At 66.5% G+C, this 16650-nt stretch carries 19 protein-coding genes; 11 read left to right on the forward strand and 8 right to left on the reverse strand.

Annotation, left to right across the window (positions count from 1 at the left end; genetic code table 11):
• Positions 1–58 precede the first annotated feature (58 nt).
• Positions 59–409: a hypothetical protein gene (locus GSQ83_RS06030; RefSeq protein WP_158801991.1), complete on the reverse strand. Its 351-nt coding sequence runs from the start codon at positions 407–409 to the stop codon at positions 59–61.
• Between the two features lie 355 nt (positions 410–764).
• On the opposite strand from GSQ83_RS06030, the gene ccmE reads away from it, so the two are divergent.
• From ccmE to GSQ83_RS06060, 6 genes are all read left to right on the forward strand, one after another.
• Entirely contained in the window at positions 765–1271 is a 507-nt protein-coding gene (ccmE, locus tag GSQ83_RS06035) for a cytochrome c maturation protein CcmE (protein ID WP_158801992.1), read from the forward strand.
• 78 nt (positions 1272–1349) lie between these two features.
• Positions 1350–3332 (forward strand): heme lyase CcmF/NrfE family subunit, encoded by a 1983-nt coding sequence (locus GSQ83_RS06040; protein ID WP_158801993.1) that lies wholly within the window; start codon positions 1350–1352, stop codon positions 3330–3332.
• The gene (locus tag GSQ83_RS06045) at positions 3329–3889 is read left to right on the forward strand and encodes a DsbE family thiol:disulfide interchange protein (protein WP_158801994.1); all 561 of its coding nucleotides are present in this window, start codon (positions 3329–3331) and stop codon (positions 3887–3889) included. The genes GSQ83_RS06040 and GSQ83_RS06045 overlap by 4 nt, the downstream gene beginning before the upstream one ends.
• Entirely contained in the window at positions 3890–4360 is a 471-nt protein-coding gene (locus GSQ83_RS06050) for a cytochrome c-type biogenesis protein (RefSeq protein WP_158801995.1), read from the forward strand.
• Positions 4357–4989 (forward strand): c-type cytochrome biogenesis protein CcmI, encoded by a 633-nt coding sequence (gene ccmI / locus GSQ83_RS06055; RefSeq protein WP_158801996.1) that lies wholly within the window; start codon positions 4357–4359, stop codon positions 4987–4989. Before GSQ83_RS06050 ends, ccmI begins: the two co-directional genes overlap by 4 nt.
• An 83-nt stretch (positions 4990–5072) precedes the next feature.
• Entirely contained in the window at positions 5073–5231 is a 159-nt protein-coding gene (locus GSQ83_RS06060; RefSeq protein WP_174246633.1) for a DUF1674 domain-containing protein, read from the forward strand.
• Between the two features lie 508 nt (positions 5232–5739).
• On the opposite strand, the gene dnaQ is transcribed toward GSQ83_RS06060, so the two are convergent.
• The 5 genes from dnaQ to GSQ83_RS06085 form a co-directional block, all read right to left on the reverse strand.
• A complete protein-coding gene (gene dnaQ / locus GSQ83_RS06065; RefSeq protein ID WP_158801998.1) occupies positions 5740–6432 on the reverse strand; it encodes a DNA polymerase III subunit epsilon in 693 nt (230 codons plus the stop codon).
• Positions 6429–7016, reverse strand: a complete 588-nt coding sequence (coaE, locus tag GSQ83_RS06070; protein ID WP_158801999.1) for a dephospho-CoA kinase — start codon at positions 7014–7016, stop codon at positions 6429–6431. Before coaE ends, dnaQ begins: the two co-directional genes overlap by 4 nt.
• Positions 7013–7867, reverse strand: a complete 855-nt coding sequence (locus tag GSQ83_RS06075; protein WP_158802000.1) for a shikimate dehydrogenase — start codon at positions 7865–7867, stop codon at positions 7013–7015. Before GSQ83_RS06075 ends, coaE begins: the two co-directional genes overlap by 4 nt.
• A gap of 40 nt (positions 7868–7907) precedes the next feature.
• Positions 7908–8423 (reverse strand): protein-export chaperone SecB, encoded by a 516-nt coding sequence (gene secB / locus GSQ83_RS06080; protein WP_158802001.1) that lies wholly within the window; start codon positions 8421–8423, stop codon positions 7908–7910.
• A gap of 74 nt (positions 8424–8497) precedes the next feature.
• The gene (locus tag GSQ83_RS06085) at positions 8498–9040 is read right to left on the reverse strand and encodes a histidine phosphatase family protein (protein WP_158802383.1); all 543 of its coding nucleotides are present in this window, start codon (positions 9038–9040) and stop codon (positions 8498–8500) included.
• A 173-nt stretch (positions 9041–9213) separates the two neighbouring features.
• Between GSQ83_RS06085 and GSQ83_RS06090 the strand changes: the two genes are divergently transcribed.
• A complete protein-coding gene (locus GSQ83_RS06090; protein WP_158802002.1) occupies positions 9214–9903 on the forward strand; it encodes a Tim44/TimA family putative adaptor protein in 690 nt (229 codons plus the stop codon).
• Positions 9904–10018: 115 nt separating this feature from the next.
• A complete protein-coding gene (locus GSQ83_RS06095) occupies positions 10019–11119 on the forward strand; it encodes a murein transglycosylase A (protein ID WP_158802003.1) in 1101 nt (366 codons plus the stop codon).
• Here the strand turns inward: GSQ83_RS06095 and GSQ83_RS06100 are convergent.
• Together GSQ83_RS06100 and GSQ83_RS06105 are read right to left on the reverse strand one after the other, a co-directional pair.
• Positions 11116–11901 (reverse strand): alpha/beta fold hydrolase, encoded by a 786-nt coding sequence (locus GSQ83_RS06100; RefSeq protein ID WP_158802004.1) that lies wholly within the window; start codon positions 11899–11901, stop codon positions 11116–11118. The genes GSQ83_RS06095 and GSQ83_RS06100 overlap by 4 nt on opposite strands.
• 54 nt (positions 11902–11955) lie before the next feature.
• Positions 11956–12957, reverse strand: coding sequence for an NAD(P)H-quinone oxidoreductase (locus GSQ83_RS06105; RefSeq protein ID WP_158802005.1), 1002 nt, complete (start codon positions 12955–12957; stop codon positions 11956–11958).
• Between the two features lie 89 nt (positions 12958–13046).
• Here GSQ83_RS06105 and GSQ83_RS06110 point away from each other — a divergent pair, with 89 nt between their 5' ends.
• From GSQ83_RS06110 to GSQ83_RS06120, 3 genes are all read left to right on the forward strand, one after another.
• Entirely contained in the window at positions 13047–14390 is a 1344-nt protein-coding gene (locus GSQ83_RS06110) for an ABC transporter substrate-binding protein (protein WP_158802006.1), read from the forward strand.
• A 44-nt stretch (positions 14391–14434) separates the two neighbouring features.
• On the forward strand, positions 14435–14605 hold the full coding sequence (locus tag GSQ83_RS06115) for a DUF1328 family protein (protein ID WP_158802384.1): 171 nt from the start codon (positions 14435–14437) through the stop codon (positions 14603–14605).
• Between the two features lie 203 nt (positions 14606–14808).
• Positions 14809–16596, forward strand: coding sequence for a chloride channel protein (locus tag GSQ83_RS06120; protein WP_158802007.1), 1788 nt, complete (start codon positions 14809–14811; stop codon positions 16594–16596).
• Positions 16597–16650 lie beyond the last annotated feature (54 nt).

The following is a 16650-nucleotide window of genomic DNA, read 5'->3' on the forward strand; positions in this document are numbered from 1 at the left end:
GGCAAGACGCAGCGGGACTTCCAGAGCAGTTACAGCGATGCTGCCAGAGTGTGCCGTATCAAGGGGTAAGGGGCCTGGCTGGCAGAAAGGCTTGTCTGTTGTCCGCCGGGACCAGAATCTCGTGAAGCAATTGCTGCTGCTGCATTTCTTGGGCAGGCGGCTCCAATACTCGGGTGCCTCCCGCGACATAGGTAAGGGCGGCGTTCGCGATTTGCCTACGATAGGCAATTGCGTACAATGCGAGAGCGCTGACGCCGAGGAAGCTGGCCACTCCAGCGGGAGGGACGCTCTCGACCACATGCTGAAGGAACGTCGGCTGGGTGGTGGTGAAAGGTATGACTGGGTCGTATGTGTGGCCCTGGATGCTGTCTCTTGCGGGCCAGCCGCCGGAGTGGAAGCCATTGGGCATAGCGGTTCCTCCATCATTGGGTGAGCGGTGCCGCGTCACTCGACTTTTGACCGATCGCCCAAGGAACCGTCTCGCTGACAGCACTTGTTGAAAACGGATATCGAGCTACGGAAATGCGACGGTTCTTCGTAGCGCGAGAATGTTTCCGAAACGTAAATTCTCGCCAAAAACGAAGCCCGCAGTGGGGTGTTCATTAAGTGTAAGTCACGCTCTTGGCGGCGATCACAGGCTGACTTCTAACACCGTCCGCTTTTCGGTAGAGAGGGCAGGTGCAAACCCATCCATCATCCCGGCCACTTCGCCGCCTCCGATCTCGCCGACCGGCAGCCGAGACCGGCGGCCGAGGCGGCGACCGATGACCCGCAAGCGGCGCCGGCTCTGGGTATTGGTGGCGTGCGGACTGGGTTTCGGGAGCGCCACGGCGCTTACCCTGTCGGCCTTCACTAGCGATATCGTCTTCTTCATGCTCCCCGGTGACGTGCTGACGAAGCACCCGGCACCCGGCCGCGCTTTCCGCCTGGGCGGCATGGTGGCCGAGGGCACCTTGAAGCAGACCATGGTGGACGGCGCGCCCGGAGCGGTCTTCGGCGTGACCGATGGCCATGGCCATGTCGTGCCGGCTGAGTATCAGGGCGTGCTGCCGGATCTGTTCCGCGAGGGCCAGGGAGTCGTCGCCATGGGCGCGATGACGCCGGATGGCGACTTCCGCGCCACTGAGGTGCTGGCCAAGCACAGCGCCGATTACATGCCGCCCGAGGTCGAGGCAGCGCTCAAGAAAAACCACATGTGGAACCCGGCGACCGGTGCGCCTCCGCCCGCCGCGGCATGGAATGGCACTGGGGCGAAGCTGGCCGGTGGATAGAATGGACACGACCGAGGTTTCTCCTCTCCCTGCAAGGGAGGGGCCGGGGGTGGGTTCCTCTCGCGGCGGCGCCTCACCATGATCCCAGAACTCGGCCACTTCGCGATCGCGCTCGCCTGCGTCATCGCTGCCGCGCAGGCGGTGCTGTCGATCTGGGGCGCGCATCGCGGCGATGCGCGGCTGATCGCGGCGGCGCCCGCGCTGGCGCTCGGCCAGTTCATTGCCGTCGGGCTGTCCTTCTTGGCGCTGGTCTGGAGCGGTGTCGTTTCCGATTTCTCGGTGATGAACGTCGCCGAGTATTCGAGCGCGCTGACGCCTCTGCTCTACAAAATCACCGGCACCTGGGGAAACCACGAGGGTTCCATCCTCCTCTGGTGCCTCATCCTGTCGCTCTGCGGCGCGACCATCGCGGTGTTCGGCCGCGGCCTACCTTCGGCCTTGCGGGCGCGGGTGATCGGCGTGCTCGGCGCAGTGTCCTGCGGGTTTCTGCTCTTCACCCTGACCGCATCCGACCCCTTCAACCGCATCTGGCCGCCGCCGCCGGACGGGCAGGGGGTCAATCCGCTGCTGCAGGATCCCGGTCTCGCCTTCCATCCGCCGATTCTCTATGCCGGCTATGTCGGCTTCTCGATCGCCTTCGCCTTCGCCGTCGCCTCGCTGATCGAGGGCCGGGTCGATGCCGCCTGGGGGCGCTGGGTCCGGCCATGGACCCTGGCCGCCTGGTGTTTCCTGACCTGCGGCATCGCCCTCGGGTCCTGGTGGAGCTATTACGAGCTTGGCTGGGGCGGCTACTGGTTCTGGGACCCGGTCGAGAACGCGTCTCTTCTCCCGTGGCTGACCGGCACGGCGCTGCTGCATTCCGCCATCGTGGTGGAGAAGCGGGAGGCGCTGAAGATCTGGTCCGTGCTGCTCGCGATCATCACCTTCTCGCTGAGCCTCTCCGGCACCTTCCTGGTGCGCTCGGGGCTGCTGAACAGTGTGCATGCCTTCGCCAATGACCCGACGCGCGGGATTTTCATTCTCGCGTTGCTCGGCATCGTGATCGGCGGTTCGCTGCTGCTCTTTGCCCTTCGTGCGCCGGTATTGGTGCCGGCGGGTATCTTCGCTCCGATCTCGCGCGAGGGCGCGCTGGTGCTCAACAACATCCTGCTCTGCGCCATCGCGGCGGTGGTGCTGGTGGGCACGATGTATCCGCCCTTCGTGCAGTTGCTGTTCGGCCAGCAAATCAGCGTGGGCAAGCCCTTCTTCGACTCCACCGTGATTCCGCTCGCCGCTCCCGTGATGGCAGCGATGGGGCTGGGTCCCGTCTTGTCCTGGAAGCGCGCGGCATTGGCTCCCGCGCTCATCCGGCTTTGGTGGGCGGCCTTGGCGGCGCTCGTCGTCGGCCTGATCGCGGCGCACGGCTTGGGTGCCATTCCGGCATTGGGCTTCGGCTTCGCCCTCTGGATGGTGCTCTCCGCCGCCGCCGAGCTGGTCGAGCGCGGGCGGTTGTTCCGCGTGCCGCTCTCGGTGAGCTGGGCGCGGCTGCGGCAATTGCCGCGTGCGAGCTATGGCGCCGCCATCGGCCACGCAGGTCTTGGCGTGACCGTTGCCGGCATGGTCGGCATGTCGCTGGCGGTGCATTCGATTCAGCTGGTCAAGCCGGGCCAGACGGTGGCTTTGGGCGGCTATCGCTGGATGCTTGTCTCGCTGCATGACCAGCCGGGGCCGAACTGGATGGGGCGGGTCGCGACCCTCCAGGTCAACGACGCCGCCAGCGGGCGGCTGGTCGCGATCATGCATCCGGGCAAGCGATCCTTCCCGCTGCAGCAAACGACGACCACCGATGTCTCGATCAAGACCAACGGCCTGCGCGATCTCTATGTGGCGATGGGCGACGAGCGGGGCGGAGGCGTCGTGCTGCGGCTACACGTCAATCCGCTGGCGCCATGGATCTGGTTCGGCGCGCTGATCATGGCGATCGGCGGCTGGCTCTCGCTGTCCGACCGCCGCCTGCGGATCGGCGCGCCGCTGCGTCGCGTCGCCACGGCCCGGCGCGGGCCTGTCGTTCCCGCCGAATGAACCGCCGCCGCCTCCTGCTTGGATTACCGCTCGGCGTCGTCGCGGTCGCCGCAACCGGCTGGGGCGTCATGCTGGCCCGCATGCGCGAAGGAGAGTTCGACCCGCATACGCTGCCGAGCCCGCTCATCGGCCGCCACGTCCCCGACTTCTCGCTTCCCGGCCTTGGCGGCGGGTCGTTCGCCAGCGGCATCACTGGCACCGAACTCCAGAAACCCGGCCGCCCGATGCTGGTGAACTTCTTCGCCTCCTGGTGCGTGCCCTGTGTCGAGGAAGCGCCGGTACTCGCGCAGCTGGCGCATCAGGGGCTGCCGCTCTGGGGCATAACCTATAAGGACGCGCCCGACGCCACCGCGGCGTATCTCGCCAGTCATGGCAATCCTTACGCTCGTATAGCTGTCGATCGCCCGGGCCGGGTCGCGATCGATTGGGGCGTTTATGGCGTGCCGGAGACCTATCTCATCGACGCGGCGGGCATCGTGCGCTGGCGTTTCGCTGGGGCGCTCACGAACACGGTGATCGACCGCGACCTCGTGCCGCTGCTGCGGACCGCTTCATAAATGTCGCGCCGCGCGCCCCTCGTCGCCGCTGTCCTCGTGGCGCTCGCAGCCGCTCCGGCCTGGGCCGTCAGCGATCCCGCCGAGTTGCTGTCGAATCCTGCGCAGGAGGCGCGGGCCGAGGCCATCGGCGCCCGGCTGCGCTGCCTCGTCTGCCAAAATGAGAGCATCGAGGACAGCAACGCCGACCTGGCCCGCGACATCCGCACCATAATCCGCCAGCAGGTCGTGGCGGGGCGGAGTAACCGCGAGATCGTTGGCTACATGGTCCAGCGCTACGGCAACTTCATCCTGCTGAAGCCGCCCTTCAACGCGATGACCTTCGCGCTTTGGGCAACGCCGTTCCTGGCGATCGCGCTCGGACTTATCATCGCTGTGGGAGCCGCTTGGCGCCGCCACGGCAAGCGCGCCGAGACCTCGCCGCCCTTGACGGCGGCTGAACGCAAGCGGCTGGAGACGATCCTCCACCCATGATCTGGCTGGCGATCCTTGGCCTCTGCCTGGTGGTGCTGGCGCCGCTATGGTTCGCGCAACGCCGCATCCGTCTGCGCGGCCGGCGCGAGGCGGCGCTGACACTTTACCGCGCCCAGCTCGCTGAGCTGGAGCAGGAGGGCGCGCGCGGCCGCATCCTGCCCGCTGAGCAGGCGCAGGCGAAGCTCGAGATCGAGCGCCGGCTGCTGGCCATGGCGGACTCCCCGGACGAGGCTCTCCCCGCCGCGCGAGGCGGCTGGCTGCTGCCTGCGATGATCCTGCTGGTGCCGCTGGCGGCGATCGCGCTCTATTTGCCGCAGGGTGCGCCGAATTTGCCGGGGGCGCCGCTCGCCCCGCGCATCGCGGCGGCGGAGGAACAGGCCCGCCAGGATGCCGCGATGCTCGACATACTACGCGCCAAGATCGCCACGCTCGATCCACAGAGCGAGCAGGCGCGCCAGGGATTCGTTCTCCTGGGCAATGCGGAGGCGGGCATCGGCGATGCCCCGGCGGCCTCCGCTGCCTGGGGCCGCGCCCTAGCGATCCGTTCGGACCCCAAGCTTGCAGCGCTCAAGGCGCAGGCGGATGCTTTCATCGCGCAGACGGCAAAGGGGGGCGCGCCCGCGCCGTGAAACTCATGGCAGCGGCGCGGTTGCGTGGGTGATTTATGCCCGGCGACGCCAGATATTGTTGGCGGCGTGTGAAGGAATTACCAATGAGCGAGTCTACCGCGAAGCCCGAACCCTCAGCTGGCGAGAAGCCGATCGAAACTCCGGCGACTAAGCCAATGCCGAAGGAGATAGGTGGCCCCGCTGGGCCCGAGCCGACGCGCTATGGCGACTGGGAGCAGAAGGGTCGCTGCACGGATTTCTGATAACCTCTTGTTTAGACACGGATGATAAGGCAAGCGCTTGTCTCGTTGGAGGAAGCCTTGCCGAAGATCACCGGAACAACTCGATTAGATCTGCAGTGGCCGCTGGTCTCTGGGAGCGAAGTGCCGTACCCGACGTTGACCCCTCGCCAGGTTAAAAGAGCAATCAAAACTCTGGGCGGTTCTGGGGCACCTGCGGCGACTCCTTCGACCGTTGGGACACGGAGGCCGGGCCGGCCGGCGAAGCAGGTGTGCCCAATCCAATGTGCTCATGGAACGACGGCGCAATTGCCGCTCGGACAGCTTCTTCCGACAAGCGTGGCGCCGAAGGCTCAGGGCGTTGTTGAGCCGCCCGTGTCGATGGCCCCAAGTATGACCGCCGGTCGAACCGGGCAGGTTCTGCTGTCACAAGGCTTCGGCCCCGGACCAACGGTGATCAGGTGGCCTTCAACTACAAATCTTTAACGAAGATCGCTGCCCGGCGTGTGATCTTATCCATTGCGGCCAGGAACTAGTTGGCCGTGGCCGTGGCTTGCCAGATCGGGTTCTTGATCTGCGCGACGAACGCAGCGTGGCGGGCCTCCTCCTCCTCCGACACCAGGATTGGCCGTACGGCACGGTCGGCGCGCATCTCGTAACGGGCGACCGATGCGGCCGCCGCCTCCACAGCCAAGGATAGGCCGCGCTGACGGCCGCCGGTCAGCTCGATATAGACCTCGGCCAGCAAACGGCAGTCGAGCAACGCGTTGTGCGAGGTGCGTTCGGAGAGGTCGATGCCGTAGCGGCGGCAGAGGGCGTCCAGGCTATTAGGCATGCCGGGGAACCGCGTCTTGGCGAGCGCCAGCGTATCGACCATGCGATGCGGCGGCAGATGCGGCATGCCGAGCCGCTTGAGCTCCGCATTGACGAAGCCGAAGTCGAATGGCGCGTTGTGGGCGACCAGCATCTCGTCGGCGCCGAAGAAGGCGATCAGTTCCTCGGCGATGATCCGGAAGATCGGCTTTTCCTTGAGGTGCAGCAGCGTGATGCCGTGGATCCGCGTGGAGTCCTCGGGAACATCGCGTTCGGGATGGATGAGGTGGTGGAACTGGCGGCCGGTCGGCAATTCGTTGAAGAGTTCGAGGGCCGCGATCTCGATGATGCGGTGGCCGTCACCATGCTCCAGGCCGGTGGTCTCGGTGTCGAATAGAACGGAGCGGGTCATCCGCGAATCTCCTGGATCAGCCGGCGGATCGCGGCCTGGGAATAGCGGCGGGAGAGGCCGGTTTCAATCACGCGATCGGCGCGGCGTCGTTTCTCCCGGTCGGGCATCTGCCGCGCGACGATCGCGGCGGCCTCGGGCGGTGTCATTCGCCTCCGGCGCTTAAGGCGTGCGCGCTGCACCGCGCGAGGCGCCGAGACGACCACGATCATGTCGACGGCAGGGCGAGGCTCGGTTTCCAGTAACAGCGGAATATCCAGGACAACGAGACGCGCACCACGCCGGCGATTGCGGGCGAGGAAGGCTTTGCGCGCGGTATTGATGCGCGGATGGATGATCGCCTCCAGCACCGGCCAGCCGGCGGGATCCGCCAGCAGCGACGCACGTAACCTGGCGCGATCGACCGCGCCTTCCCGGACCGTGCCGGGAAAGGCGGCCGCGATGGCCGGGACCGCGGCGCCTCCGCGTGCTTGGAGGTGGTGGACTTCGGCGTCGGCGTCGAAAACGGGGATGCGGGCGCGGCGGAAGGCGGCGGCGACGGTGGATTTGCCCATGGCAATCCCGCCGGTGAGGCCGATGACCTTCACCCCGCCAGTGGTGCCGCGGGCAGAAGATCGGCGGCGACGAAGCGATACAGCGCCTCATCCACCACCGGCGTCATGCCGAACCAGGCGGCGAAGCCTGGCGCCGCCTGGTGCAGCAGCATGCCAAGGCCCCCGACCGCCAGCAGACCGGCTGCGCGGGCGGCGGCCAGCAGCGGCGTCTCGAGTGGCGCATAGACGATATCGGCGACGGCCATGCCGGGCGCGGCATGAGACAAGTCGAGATCGAGCGGCGGCTGCCCTGTCATGCCCAGAGAGGTCGTGTTCACCAGCAATGCGTGATCGGCGAGCGCATCATGCCGCGCTTCCCAGTCAATTACCCGAGCACCGGGAATGCGCCTGGCCAAGGCCTCCGCCCGGTCCTCGCTTCGATTACATATCGATATGTTTATATCTTTATCACGAAGTGCCGCGCCGATCGCGCTCGCCGCGCCGCCCGCGCCGAGGATCAGCGCGGGGCCGGACTTCGGCTCAACCTTGTGTGCCGCCAGATTGGCGATGAATCCGGCGCCATCCGTGTTGTCGCCGATCACGCGGCCGCCCTCGAATTTCAGCGTATTGACGGCGCCCGTCGCGCGCGCGGCGTCTTCCAGCGCATCGCAACAGGCGAAAGCCGCCTGCTTATGCGGAAGTGTCACATTGGCGCCCGCGAAGCCTGCGGCCATCAACCCGCGCACGGCCACCGAAAAATCCTCGGGGCGAACGGGGAGGGGCAGGTAAACGCCGTCGATGCCGTAGCGTTCGAGCCAAAAGCCGTGCAGGCGCGGCGAGCGGGAGTGGCTGACCGGCCAGCCCAGCACGCCGGCAAGCCGCGTATGCCCCGTGAGGATTGGCATCGAGCGATGTGCCGGGTTGCTGTGCTACGCCGCCGCCGTCTCAGTTGACGGGCTGCACCGTGGCCTGGGCGCGGCGCGCCTGCCACAAGGCGAGGAAGTCGATCGGTCCGAGCATGACCGGCGGGAAGCCACCGTCGCGCGTCACATCGGCCAGGATATTGCGGGCGAAGGGGAAGAGCAGGCGCGGACCCTCGACCACAAGGACTGGCTCGATCTGGTTCTCGGGGATGCCGGAGAGGGTGAAGATGCCGGCATAGGTAAGCTCAGCGAGGAAGACGATACCGGATTGCTGGGCGCCATTATTCCCCTCGGGCACCTGGGTCGCCTCGACCCGGCAGACCAGCGCCACCTCGAAGACCAGCTGATCCTCCTGCAACCGCTTGACCTGGACGTCTAGGTTGACGGCGACCTGCGGCGCGGTGCGGAGGGTCGCGTAGATCTGCGGCGCGCCGGGAACCTCGAAGGACAAATCCTTCACGTATTGCGCGTTGATCACGAGCGGACCCTGGCTCGGAGCCGCGGCTTCCGGCGGGGTCTGCGGGGCTTGGTCGGACATCCTAGGGTAACTCCGGACTGCTTCGGCGCTGCGTTAGCATTACGGCCGGGGCCACGCCAGCGCGCCGCGCGTCTTCATTCGAGCGGCGGATCGCCTGCCTCGGGATCGACCACGATCCATTCACAGTTGCCCAGGCTCTCTCCTGTTACGGCCAGGATGAAGGCCCAATGCGTCACCACCAGGGTTTCCGCGTGATCCGGGCGGCCGGCCATTTCCTGGCGGAAATGCCCCGCGCGTTCCAGCACGGCTTCCTCGGTTTCGGTATGGGCCGGCCACCAGGTCTCGGCGAGATCGCTGAAGTCGTGCTGCGGCCAGGCTCCGGCGAGGACATCGGGCGGCGAGCCGATATCGCAGGCGAATTTGTAGCGCTCGCGGATGAGGGGGGTGATCGTCACCGGCAGGCCGAGGCGCTTAGCGAAGGGCGCGGCGGTCTCCATCGCCCGGGTATAGGGCGAGGCGATGATGCGTTTGATGGGAACGCCGGACAGCGCTTCCGCAGCGGCGGCGGCCTGCTCGTGCCCTAGCGGCGTGAGCTTGGGGTCGGGAATCCCTGGGTCGATTCGGGTTGCGCTGAAATGCAGGTTGAACTCGCTCTGGCCGTGGCGGAGAAGAATCATCCGCCGAGTATAAAGACGGTGAGGAACGAAAACACCCGTGCGGGCGTCGTTTGCGGTGATCACGTTAAGGGGTGCGTGTCGGCTGTTGTTGCGGCGTAGTGGCCATGGCCTTATGTCTGGCCTGGAAGGAAGGGTGTGGCGGCCAGAATCGTCGCTCCCAGCGGACCTCTCTCATGAACTTCCCCGGCGGCTTTCCGATCGACCTCATACTCTTCGGGTTGATCGCGGCCTTTCTGATCTTGCGCTTGCGCAGCATCCTCGGCCGGCGAATCGGCTTCGAGGGTCGCGGCCAAACCGCGTCTCCTGTCCGTCCCGCCGGGCGTGCCAATGCGGGACGCCCCGAGGCGCCGGTCATCGAAGGGCGTGCGGAACCGCCGCCCGCTCGACCCGCGCGGCCGATGCCGGATCCCGCTGGCCCTATCGGCACCACCCTTCGCATGATGCGGGACATCGATCGCGGCTTCGATCCAACGCGATTTCTGGACACCGCCGAGACGTCCTTCCGCACCATCGTCTCGGCTTTTGCGGCGGGCGACCGGGTGACATTGCGCGGCATGCTGACGGACGAGACCTATCGGGCCTTCGAAACCGCGATCGCGGCGCGCGAGACGGCGAGCGAGACGCAGCGCACCGAGATCAAGGAAGTCACCGTCGCGTCGATCCAGGATGCCGAGCTGCACGAGAAGATCGGGGAAATCACGGTTCGCTTCGTGTCGGATCAAATCAACCTGACGCTTGGGCGCGACAATCAGCCCAAGGCCGGCACCGACGCGGTGACCGAGATCGCCGATCTCTGGACCTTCGAGCGTGACCTCGCGCTGCGTGACCCCGTCTGGCGCCTCGCCGCCGCGCGCAGCGCATAAACTCCGCTTGCCGTTCGCTCTTTGGAGACGCCTGGCGGGAGCCGCGTCGGTAGCCCTTGCGCTCGCGGGATGCGTCGTTCCGCCCAAAGGCACGGTCGCGGTGAGTGGCGCAGGCATGACCCTGACGCCCGTGGCTTTCGCCGCGCTGCCCGGCTGGAATGCCACCCAGCCGTCCGGCGCTTTGGCGGCCTTCGTGACGAGCTGCCAGCGAATTCAGTATTTCCCGCCGGACCAGAGTTTGGGGGGCAGCGGCACCGCCGCGACGCTCGGGGGCAATGCGGCGGCCTGGAGCAATGTCTGCGCGGCGGCGCGTGGCACGCCGCTCTCGGATGACGCCGCGGCGCGGGCCTTCTTCCTGGCCCAGTTCCAGCCCTATGAAGTCGCGGAGACCGGCAGTTCAGCCGCCCGGTTCACCGGCTACTACGAGCCTGAAGTGGCGGGGAGCACCACGCAAACTGACTCGTTTCAGACGCCGCTCTTTGGGCTGCCGCCCGACCTGGTCAGCTTCGACCTTGGCGGCTTCGAGCCGTCGCTCGCCGGGAAAACGGCGGTCGGACGCATCGCTGGTGACACTGTGGTGCCCTACTACGACCGATTTCAGATCGACAACGGCGCGCTGGACGGCCAGCAACTGGCGATTGCCTGGGTAGCCGATCCGGTCGATGCCTTTTTCCTGCAGATTGAAGGCTCCGGCCGCATCGACTTGCCGAACGGCGATACAATGCGAGTGGTCTATGCGGGGAAGAACGGCCGCCCCTATGTGCCCATCGGCCGGGTGATGGTGGAGCAGAAGCTGTTGCCCCCCGATGGCGTGTCGGAGCAGAGCATCCGCGCCTGGCTGGAAGCCCATCCGGACCGCGCGCGTGCCATCATGGAGCGCAACCCCTCCTATGTGTTCTTCAAGACGGCGCCGGAATTGCAGAGCGACGCCGGACCGCCGGGTGCGCTTGGCGTCAGCCTGACGCCGGGGCGCTCTATCGCGGTGGACCGCAAATACCTACCCCTGGGCGCGCCGGTCTGGGTGGATACGACCGACCCGACGACGCACGCGCCGTATCAGCGACTGATGGTCGCGCAGGATCTCGGAGCGGCGATCCAGGGTCCGCTGCATGTCGATATCTTTTTCGGCACGGGTGCGGCCGCCGCGATCCCCGCGGGTGCGATGAACGCGGGCGGAAAGGTTTACGTGCTCCTACCGAAGCCGGCGGCGCCCTAGCTAACCGGCTGCGCCTTCAGAAAGGGCGCCACTGCTGCGAGGAAACCCGCCGGATCCTCCGCATGCAGCCAATGCCCGGCATTCGGCAACACCACGAATTGCGCCGCGGGAAAGAGGTCGCGGATCGCGCCTTGGTCGGTTTCCGCGACATAGGTGGAGCGAGCACCGGAAATGAAGAGGCTCGGGCCGCCGTAAGGCGATGTCTCGCCATTCTCCCACCCCTCGATGGTCGCCATACCGCCAGCGATCTCGGACAAACCGATACGCCATGCGGGCATCGCCTCACCGCCGAGGCGCAGGCTGAGCAATAGAAACGACCGGGTAGCCGGATCGGCCACACCATCGGCGAGCGCCTTATTGGCTTCGGCGCGAGTCATCCCCGGATGCAGCGGCAGAGCGAGCATGGCGGCCGCGATCTCTCGGTTGCCGTGCCGATAGCCACGCGGCGCGATATCGGCGACGACCAGACGCGACACCAATGTCGGCTGGTCCAATGCGAGGCGCATCGCGACCTTGCCGCCCATCGAGTGTCCCAGCAGCGCGCAGGGCAGGGCGCTCATGGCGCCCAGCGTCTCGCGCACATCGGCGGCCATCTCGTCGTAGCTCATGCCCTTCGCATGCGGGCTGTCGCCGTGGTTGCGGAGATCGAGCGCCACGACGCGATGGCCATCGGTGGCGAGAGCTTTTTGCAGCGAATGAAGATTGCGCGAGGCACCGAACAGGCCATGCAGCAGGACAATCGGCGGCCCGTCTCCGCCGAGCGTTACGGCGTTCAGGCGCATCGGGACCTCATCGCGACCAGGACGCGAGGGTGCGCGACCGTCCCTGCCGGCTTCTCATGGGACGCGCAGCATGATCTTGCCGATATGTCCGCGCGTCTCCATCAGGCGATGCGCCGCCGCGACCTCGGCCAAGGGAAAGCTCGTTTCGATCACTGGCGCGCAGCGGCCTTCATCCAGCAGCGGCCAAACTTTTTCGCGCAGACCTTGCGCCACCGCCGCCTTTTCCGCGGCGCTGCGGGGCCGCATCGTCGAGCCGGTGACGACCAGACGCTTTGTCATGATATGCAGCAGATCGACACGTTCGATCGTGCTGCCCTGCATGAAGGCGATGATCTGGAGCCGTCCATCCTTCTTGAGGCTCGCGATGTTGCGTGCGAAATAGGGGGCGCCGACCATGTCGAGAATGACATCGACGCCGCGATGCATGGTCAGGCGCGTGATCTCCTCGGCGAAGTCGGCTTCGTTGTAGTTGATCGCGGCATGGGCGCCGAGGCGCTCGCAGGCGCGCGCCTTGTCGGCGCTGCCGACGGTAGTGAAGACCACGGCGCCGAAAGCCTGGGCGAGTTGGATGGCGGTGATGCCGATGCCGCCTGTGCCGCCATGGATGAGCACGCTGTCACCGGCGCCGAACGGACCGGCCTGAAACAGATTTGCCCAGACGGTGAAATAGTTTTCCGGCAATGCGGCGGCCTGTAAAGCGTCATACCCGCGCGGCCAGGGCAAGCATTGGCCGACCGGCGCCACGCAGTATTCGGCATAGCCACCGCCGTTGACGAGGGCGCAAACCCGATCGCCCTCGGCCCAGCCCGTCACCGCGGCGCCGATAGCCGCGACCGTGCCCGCGACTTCGAGGCCGAGATTGGGATTGGCGCCCGGCGGCGGCGGGTAATGGCCCTGGCGCTGCGAGATATCCGGCCGGTTGACCCCCGCCGCCTCGACACGGATGAGAACTTCGCCGTCCTGGGGAACCGGAACGGGCGCGGTCCGCAGCAGCATCGCCTCCGGCCCGCCGGGCTGTTCGACCACAATGAATTGCATTTCGGTTGGGAGTGTCATGCTTCGTCCTCCAGCGGGTGACGCGGCTCGCCACGCGCCCATTACCTTGATTTCGGAGCGCGCCGGTTGCGTCAAGAGCGGCGTCGTGCATGAACGGGTTTGACGGCTCGGTCGCCGCGCTCAACGCGAAGGGAAACCCGATGTCCAGGCCACGGCGCGACGTGCTGGCCGGTCTTGGCCTGGCGGGTCTCGGCCTGCTGCCGGGCGTGGCCGCGCCGTTGCTGGCTCACGCTGGCGAGACGGTGCCGCGCAATGCCGCTGGCAGGGTGCAGCCGCTGCGGATCGGCGCCCTGTTTCCGGCAACCGGCCCGCTCGCGGCGCAAGGTGACGAATGCCTGCGCGGGGTCCGGCTCGCGGTAGCCCTCAGCAACCAGGCTGGCGGTGTTTTGGGACGGCCGGTGCAACTGGTCACTGGCAACGCCGCGGATCCGGATCGCGCGGTGGCGGAAGCGCGGCGGCTCATCACCGAGGGTCCGCCGGTTCTCATCCTCGGCACCGGAGCGAGCACGCTCAGCCTTGGCGCCACCGAGGTCGGCGAGGGTTCCGGCATTCCGTATTGGGAGCTGAGCGCGACGGCTCCCGGCATCACCACGCGGGGCTTTCGCTATCTGGTGCGCGTTTGCGAGACGGCGAATGCGATCGCCGATCGGGCGCTGCAGGTCGCGACCGAGTTTCAGCCGAGCTTCGGCCCACCACAGAGAACACCGATCGGCATAGCGGTAGTTTTTGGCAACGACACCAACGGCAGCACGATGGCGCAGCTCATCAACGCGGGGGCCCTGGCGCGCAAGATGCCCGCGCCGGAGGCGATCGCCTATCAGGCCGACACCGCCGATTTCAGCGGCATCGCGCGGCGCCTGCAAACATTGCGTCCCGATGTCGTCATCCATCACGGCGACGTCGATCAGGTGGTGTTGTTCTACAACGCGCTCGAGACCATCCATTGGAAGCCGCGCATGCTGATCGGCACCAGTGACGCCTATCAATCGAGTGAAACCGCGACGATGGTCGGAGGCACCTTCGATGGCACGGTCACCATCGGTGCCACGCCCTATCGGGTCGATCAGCGTTTCGCGCCGCAGGCGGCTGCTGTCGCCCAGGCCTATGCGGCGGCTTATGGCGGTCCGCCGCGATCGGGTGAGAGCCTCGCGCATTACGCCGGCACGCGGCTTTGCCTGGAGGCGCTGGCTCTGGCGGGTTCCCCTGATCGGGACAAGCTCATTGCCGTGGTGCGCAAGCTCGACCTTCCCGAGGGCACGCTGGCCGATGGCTGGGGCGCGGTGTTCGGCACCGGGGGCCAGAACACGCGCGCTTTCGCTTGTGCGAGCCAGTGGCAGGGCGGCGCGCCGGTGGCTCTGCTGCCGCGCGGTGCCGCTGCGGGGACCTATTCGCCGCGCTTCCAAACGATGTTCGGCGACCTGGACAAAAGCTAGGGGCCGCCCCACGTGAGCCGCATTGAAAACATGGGGTGTTCGTCATGCTGAAATGGGCGCTCATCTTCGCGGTCATCGCCATCATCGCAGGTGTCTTCGGGTTTACCGGGATAGCGGCGGGCGCGGCGTCCATCGCGAAGATTCTGTTCTTCATCTTCCTGGTCGTTTTTGTGGTGTTCCTGGTCATGTCGTTCACAGCCGCACGAAACTTGTGACGACGCGACTCCGCTGAGGATTCGACCTGAGATGAAAGGGCCCCGCGGTTTCGCGGGGCCCTTTTTCGTCTGGCGAGACCTGGAAGGCGATTATTTTACTCTAAGGCGGTGATCGGGCAGCCGCTCCTTATTCTCTCCACAGAGATTTGCGCTATTGGATCCGCGACGCGCGATAGAACCGGCGCGGCGATGAGAGCCTGCCGATGTCCACCCGAACCCTAAGCAACCGCCAGCGCCGGCCCTTCGGCGACTGGGTGCTGCATGCGCCGCAAACTCTCAGGGCCCTCGTCCGCGCGGACGAGCTCTGGCTCACCGTGCTCGCGGCGATCGTTGGCGTGTGCGCCGGCAGTGTTGTCGTTGCGATGAACGGTATCATCCAGGTGATGCACGAAAACTTGTTCGAGCTGCCCAGCGGCGGCCGGCTGAGTTCGGCGGCCTCTGTTCCGCTGTCTCGGCTGCTCTTAGTGCCGACAATCGGCGGGCTGGTGATGGGTCTGCTGGCCTTGGCGCTCGCGCGCTGGCGCCCCCGCCGGGCGATCGATCCGATCGAGGCGAATGCACTTTATGGCGGGCGCATGTCGATGCTCGACAGCCTGGTCGTTTGCGGGCAGACGCTGATTTCCTGCGGCGTGGGCGCTTCCGTCGGTCTGGAAGCGGGCTACACGCAGATGGGATCGGCGCTGGCGTCCCGCATCGGGCGCAGCTTCCGCCTGCGGCGAAGCGACCTGCGGCTGATGGTGGGATGCGGCGCGGCCGCGGCGATCGGCGCCGCCTTCAACGCGCCGCTGACCGGCGCCTTCTATGGCATTGAGCTGGTCATCGGCACCTATTCGGTCGGCATCCTCGCCCCCGTGGTCGTTGCCTCGCTGACGGCGGTCTTCGTGCAGCGCTGGTTGCTGGGGGGCGTGCAGCCTTTTGACCTGCCGCTGCCGACGGATATTCCGCTGACGCAGTTCATTCCGATCCTGGCGCTCGGCATCATCTGCGCCCTGATCGGCATCGCCATCATGCGCGGCGTGACCATCGCCGAGGATCTGTTCCGCCGCAGTCCGCTGCCAGTGTGGTCCCGGCCGATGGTGGGGGGGCTCATCGTCGGTCTTTGCGGGATGGTGACGCCGATGGTGCTGTCCTCGGGCCATGGCGCTCTGCGGGACGGGCTCGATATCGACTATCCCTTTTTGCTGGTCGGCACGGCGCTGGTGCTGAAGTCGCTCGCTTCGGCGGTGTCGATTGGCTCGGGTTTTCGCGGCGGGTTGTTCTTTGCGTCGCTGTTCCTGGGCTCGCTGGTGGGGAAGTGTTTCGCGGATGTCCTCACGCTACTCTCGGTGGGACCGGTGCTGCCGCCGGTGGTCTATGGCCTCATCGGCATGAGCGCCATGGCGGTCGCCGTCATTGGCGGGCCGCTCACCATGTGTTTCCTGTCGTTGGAAACCACCGGCAGCTTTCCGCTGACCATCGCGGTGCTGGCGGCGGTCATCGTGTCCTCGGTCACGGCGCGGCGCACCTTCGGCTACTCCTTCGCCACCTGGCGCTTCCATCTGCGGGGCGAGGCGATCCGCAGCGCCGTCGATATCGGCTGGGTCAATACGCTGAGCGTCGGGCGGATGATGCGGCGGGATATACGGACGATCCACGCGGATATGACGCTCGCCGCCTTCCGGCGGGACTTTCCGCTCGGCTCGACCCATCGCGTGGTCGTGGTGGATGACGCCGATCGCTATGCCGGGATCGTGCAGACCGCGGAGGCCTATAGCCCCGACCTCGCCGTGGACCGGGTGGGCGATATCCTGCATTTCGAGAAGGAGATGCTGACTCCGCAGATGACAGTGAAGACCGCCATCGTGATCTTCGAGGAGGCGGAGAGCGACGCGCTGGTGGTGGTCGATTCGAAGGAGTCGCGCCACGTCATCGGGCTCCTCACCGAGCAGCATGCTTTGCGCCGCTACACTGAGGAACTTGACCGCAGACGACGCGAATTGGCTGGGGAGTAAGCCCGTCCTAGACACTGGCGGACGCGATGCCGGCGATTGGAGGCGGCTCTGCGC

This window comes from Acidisoma sp. L85 (genome assembly GCF_009765865.1).
Taxonomy (GTDB): Bacteria; Pseudomonadota; Alphaproteobacteria; order Acetobacterales; family Acetobacteraceae; genus Acidisoma.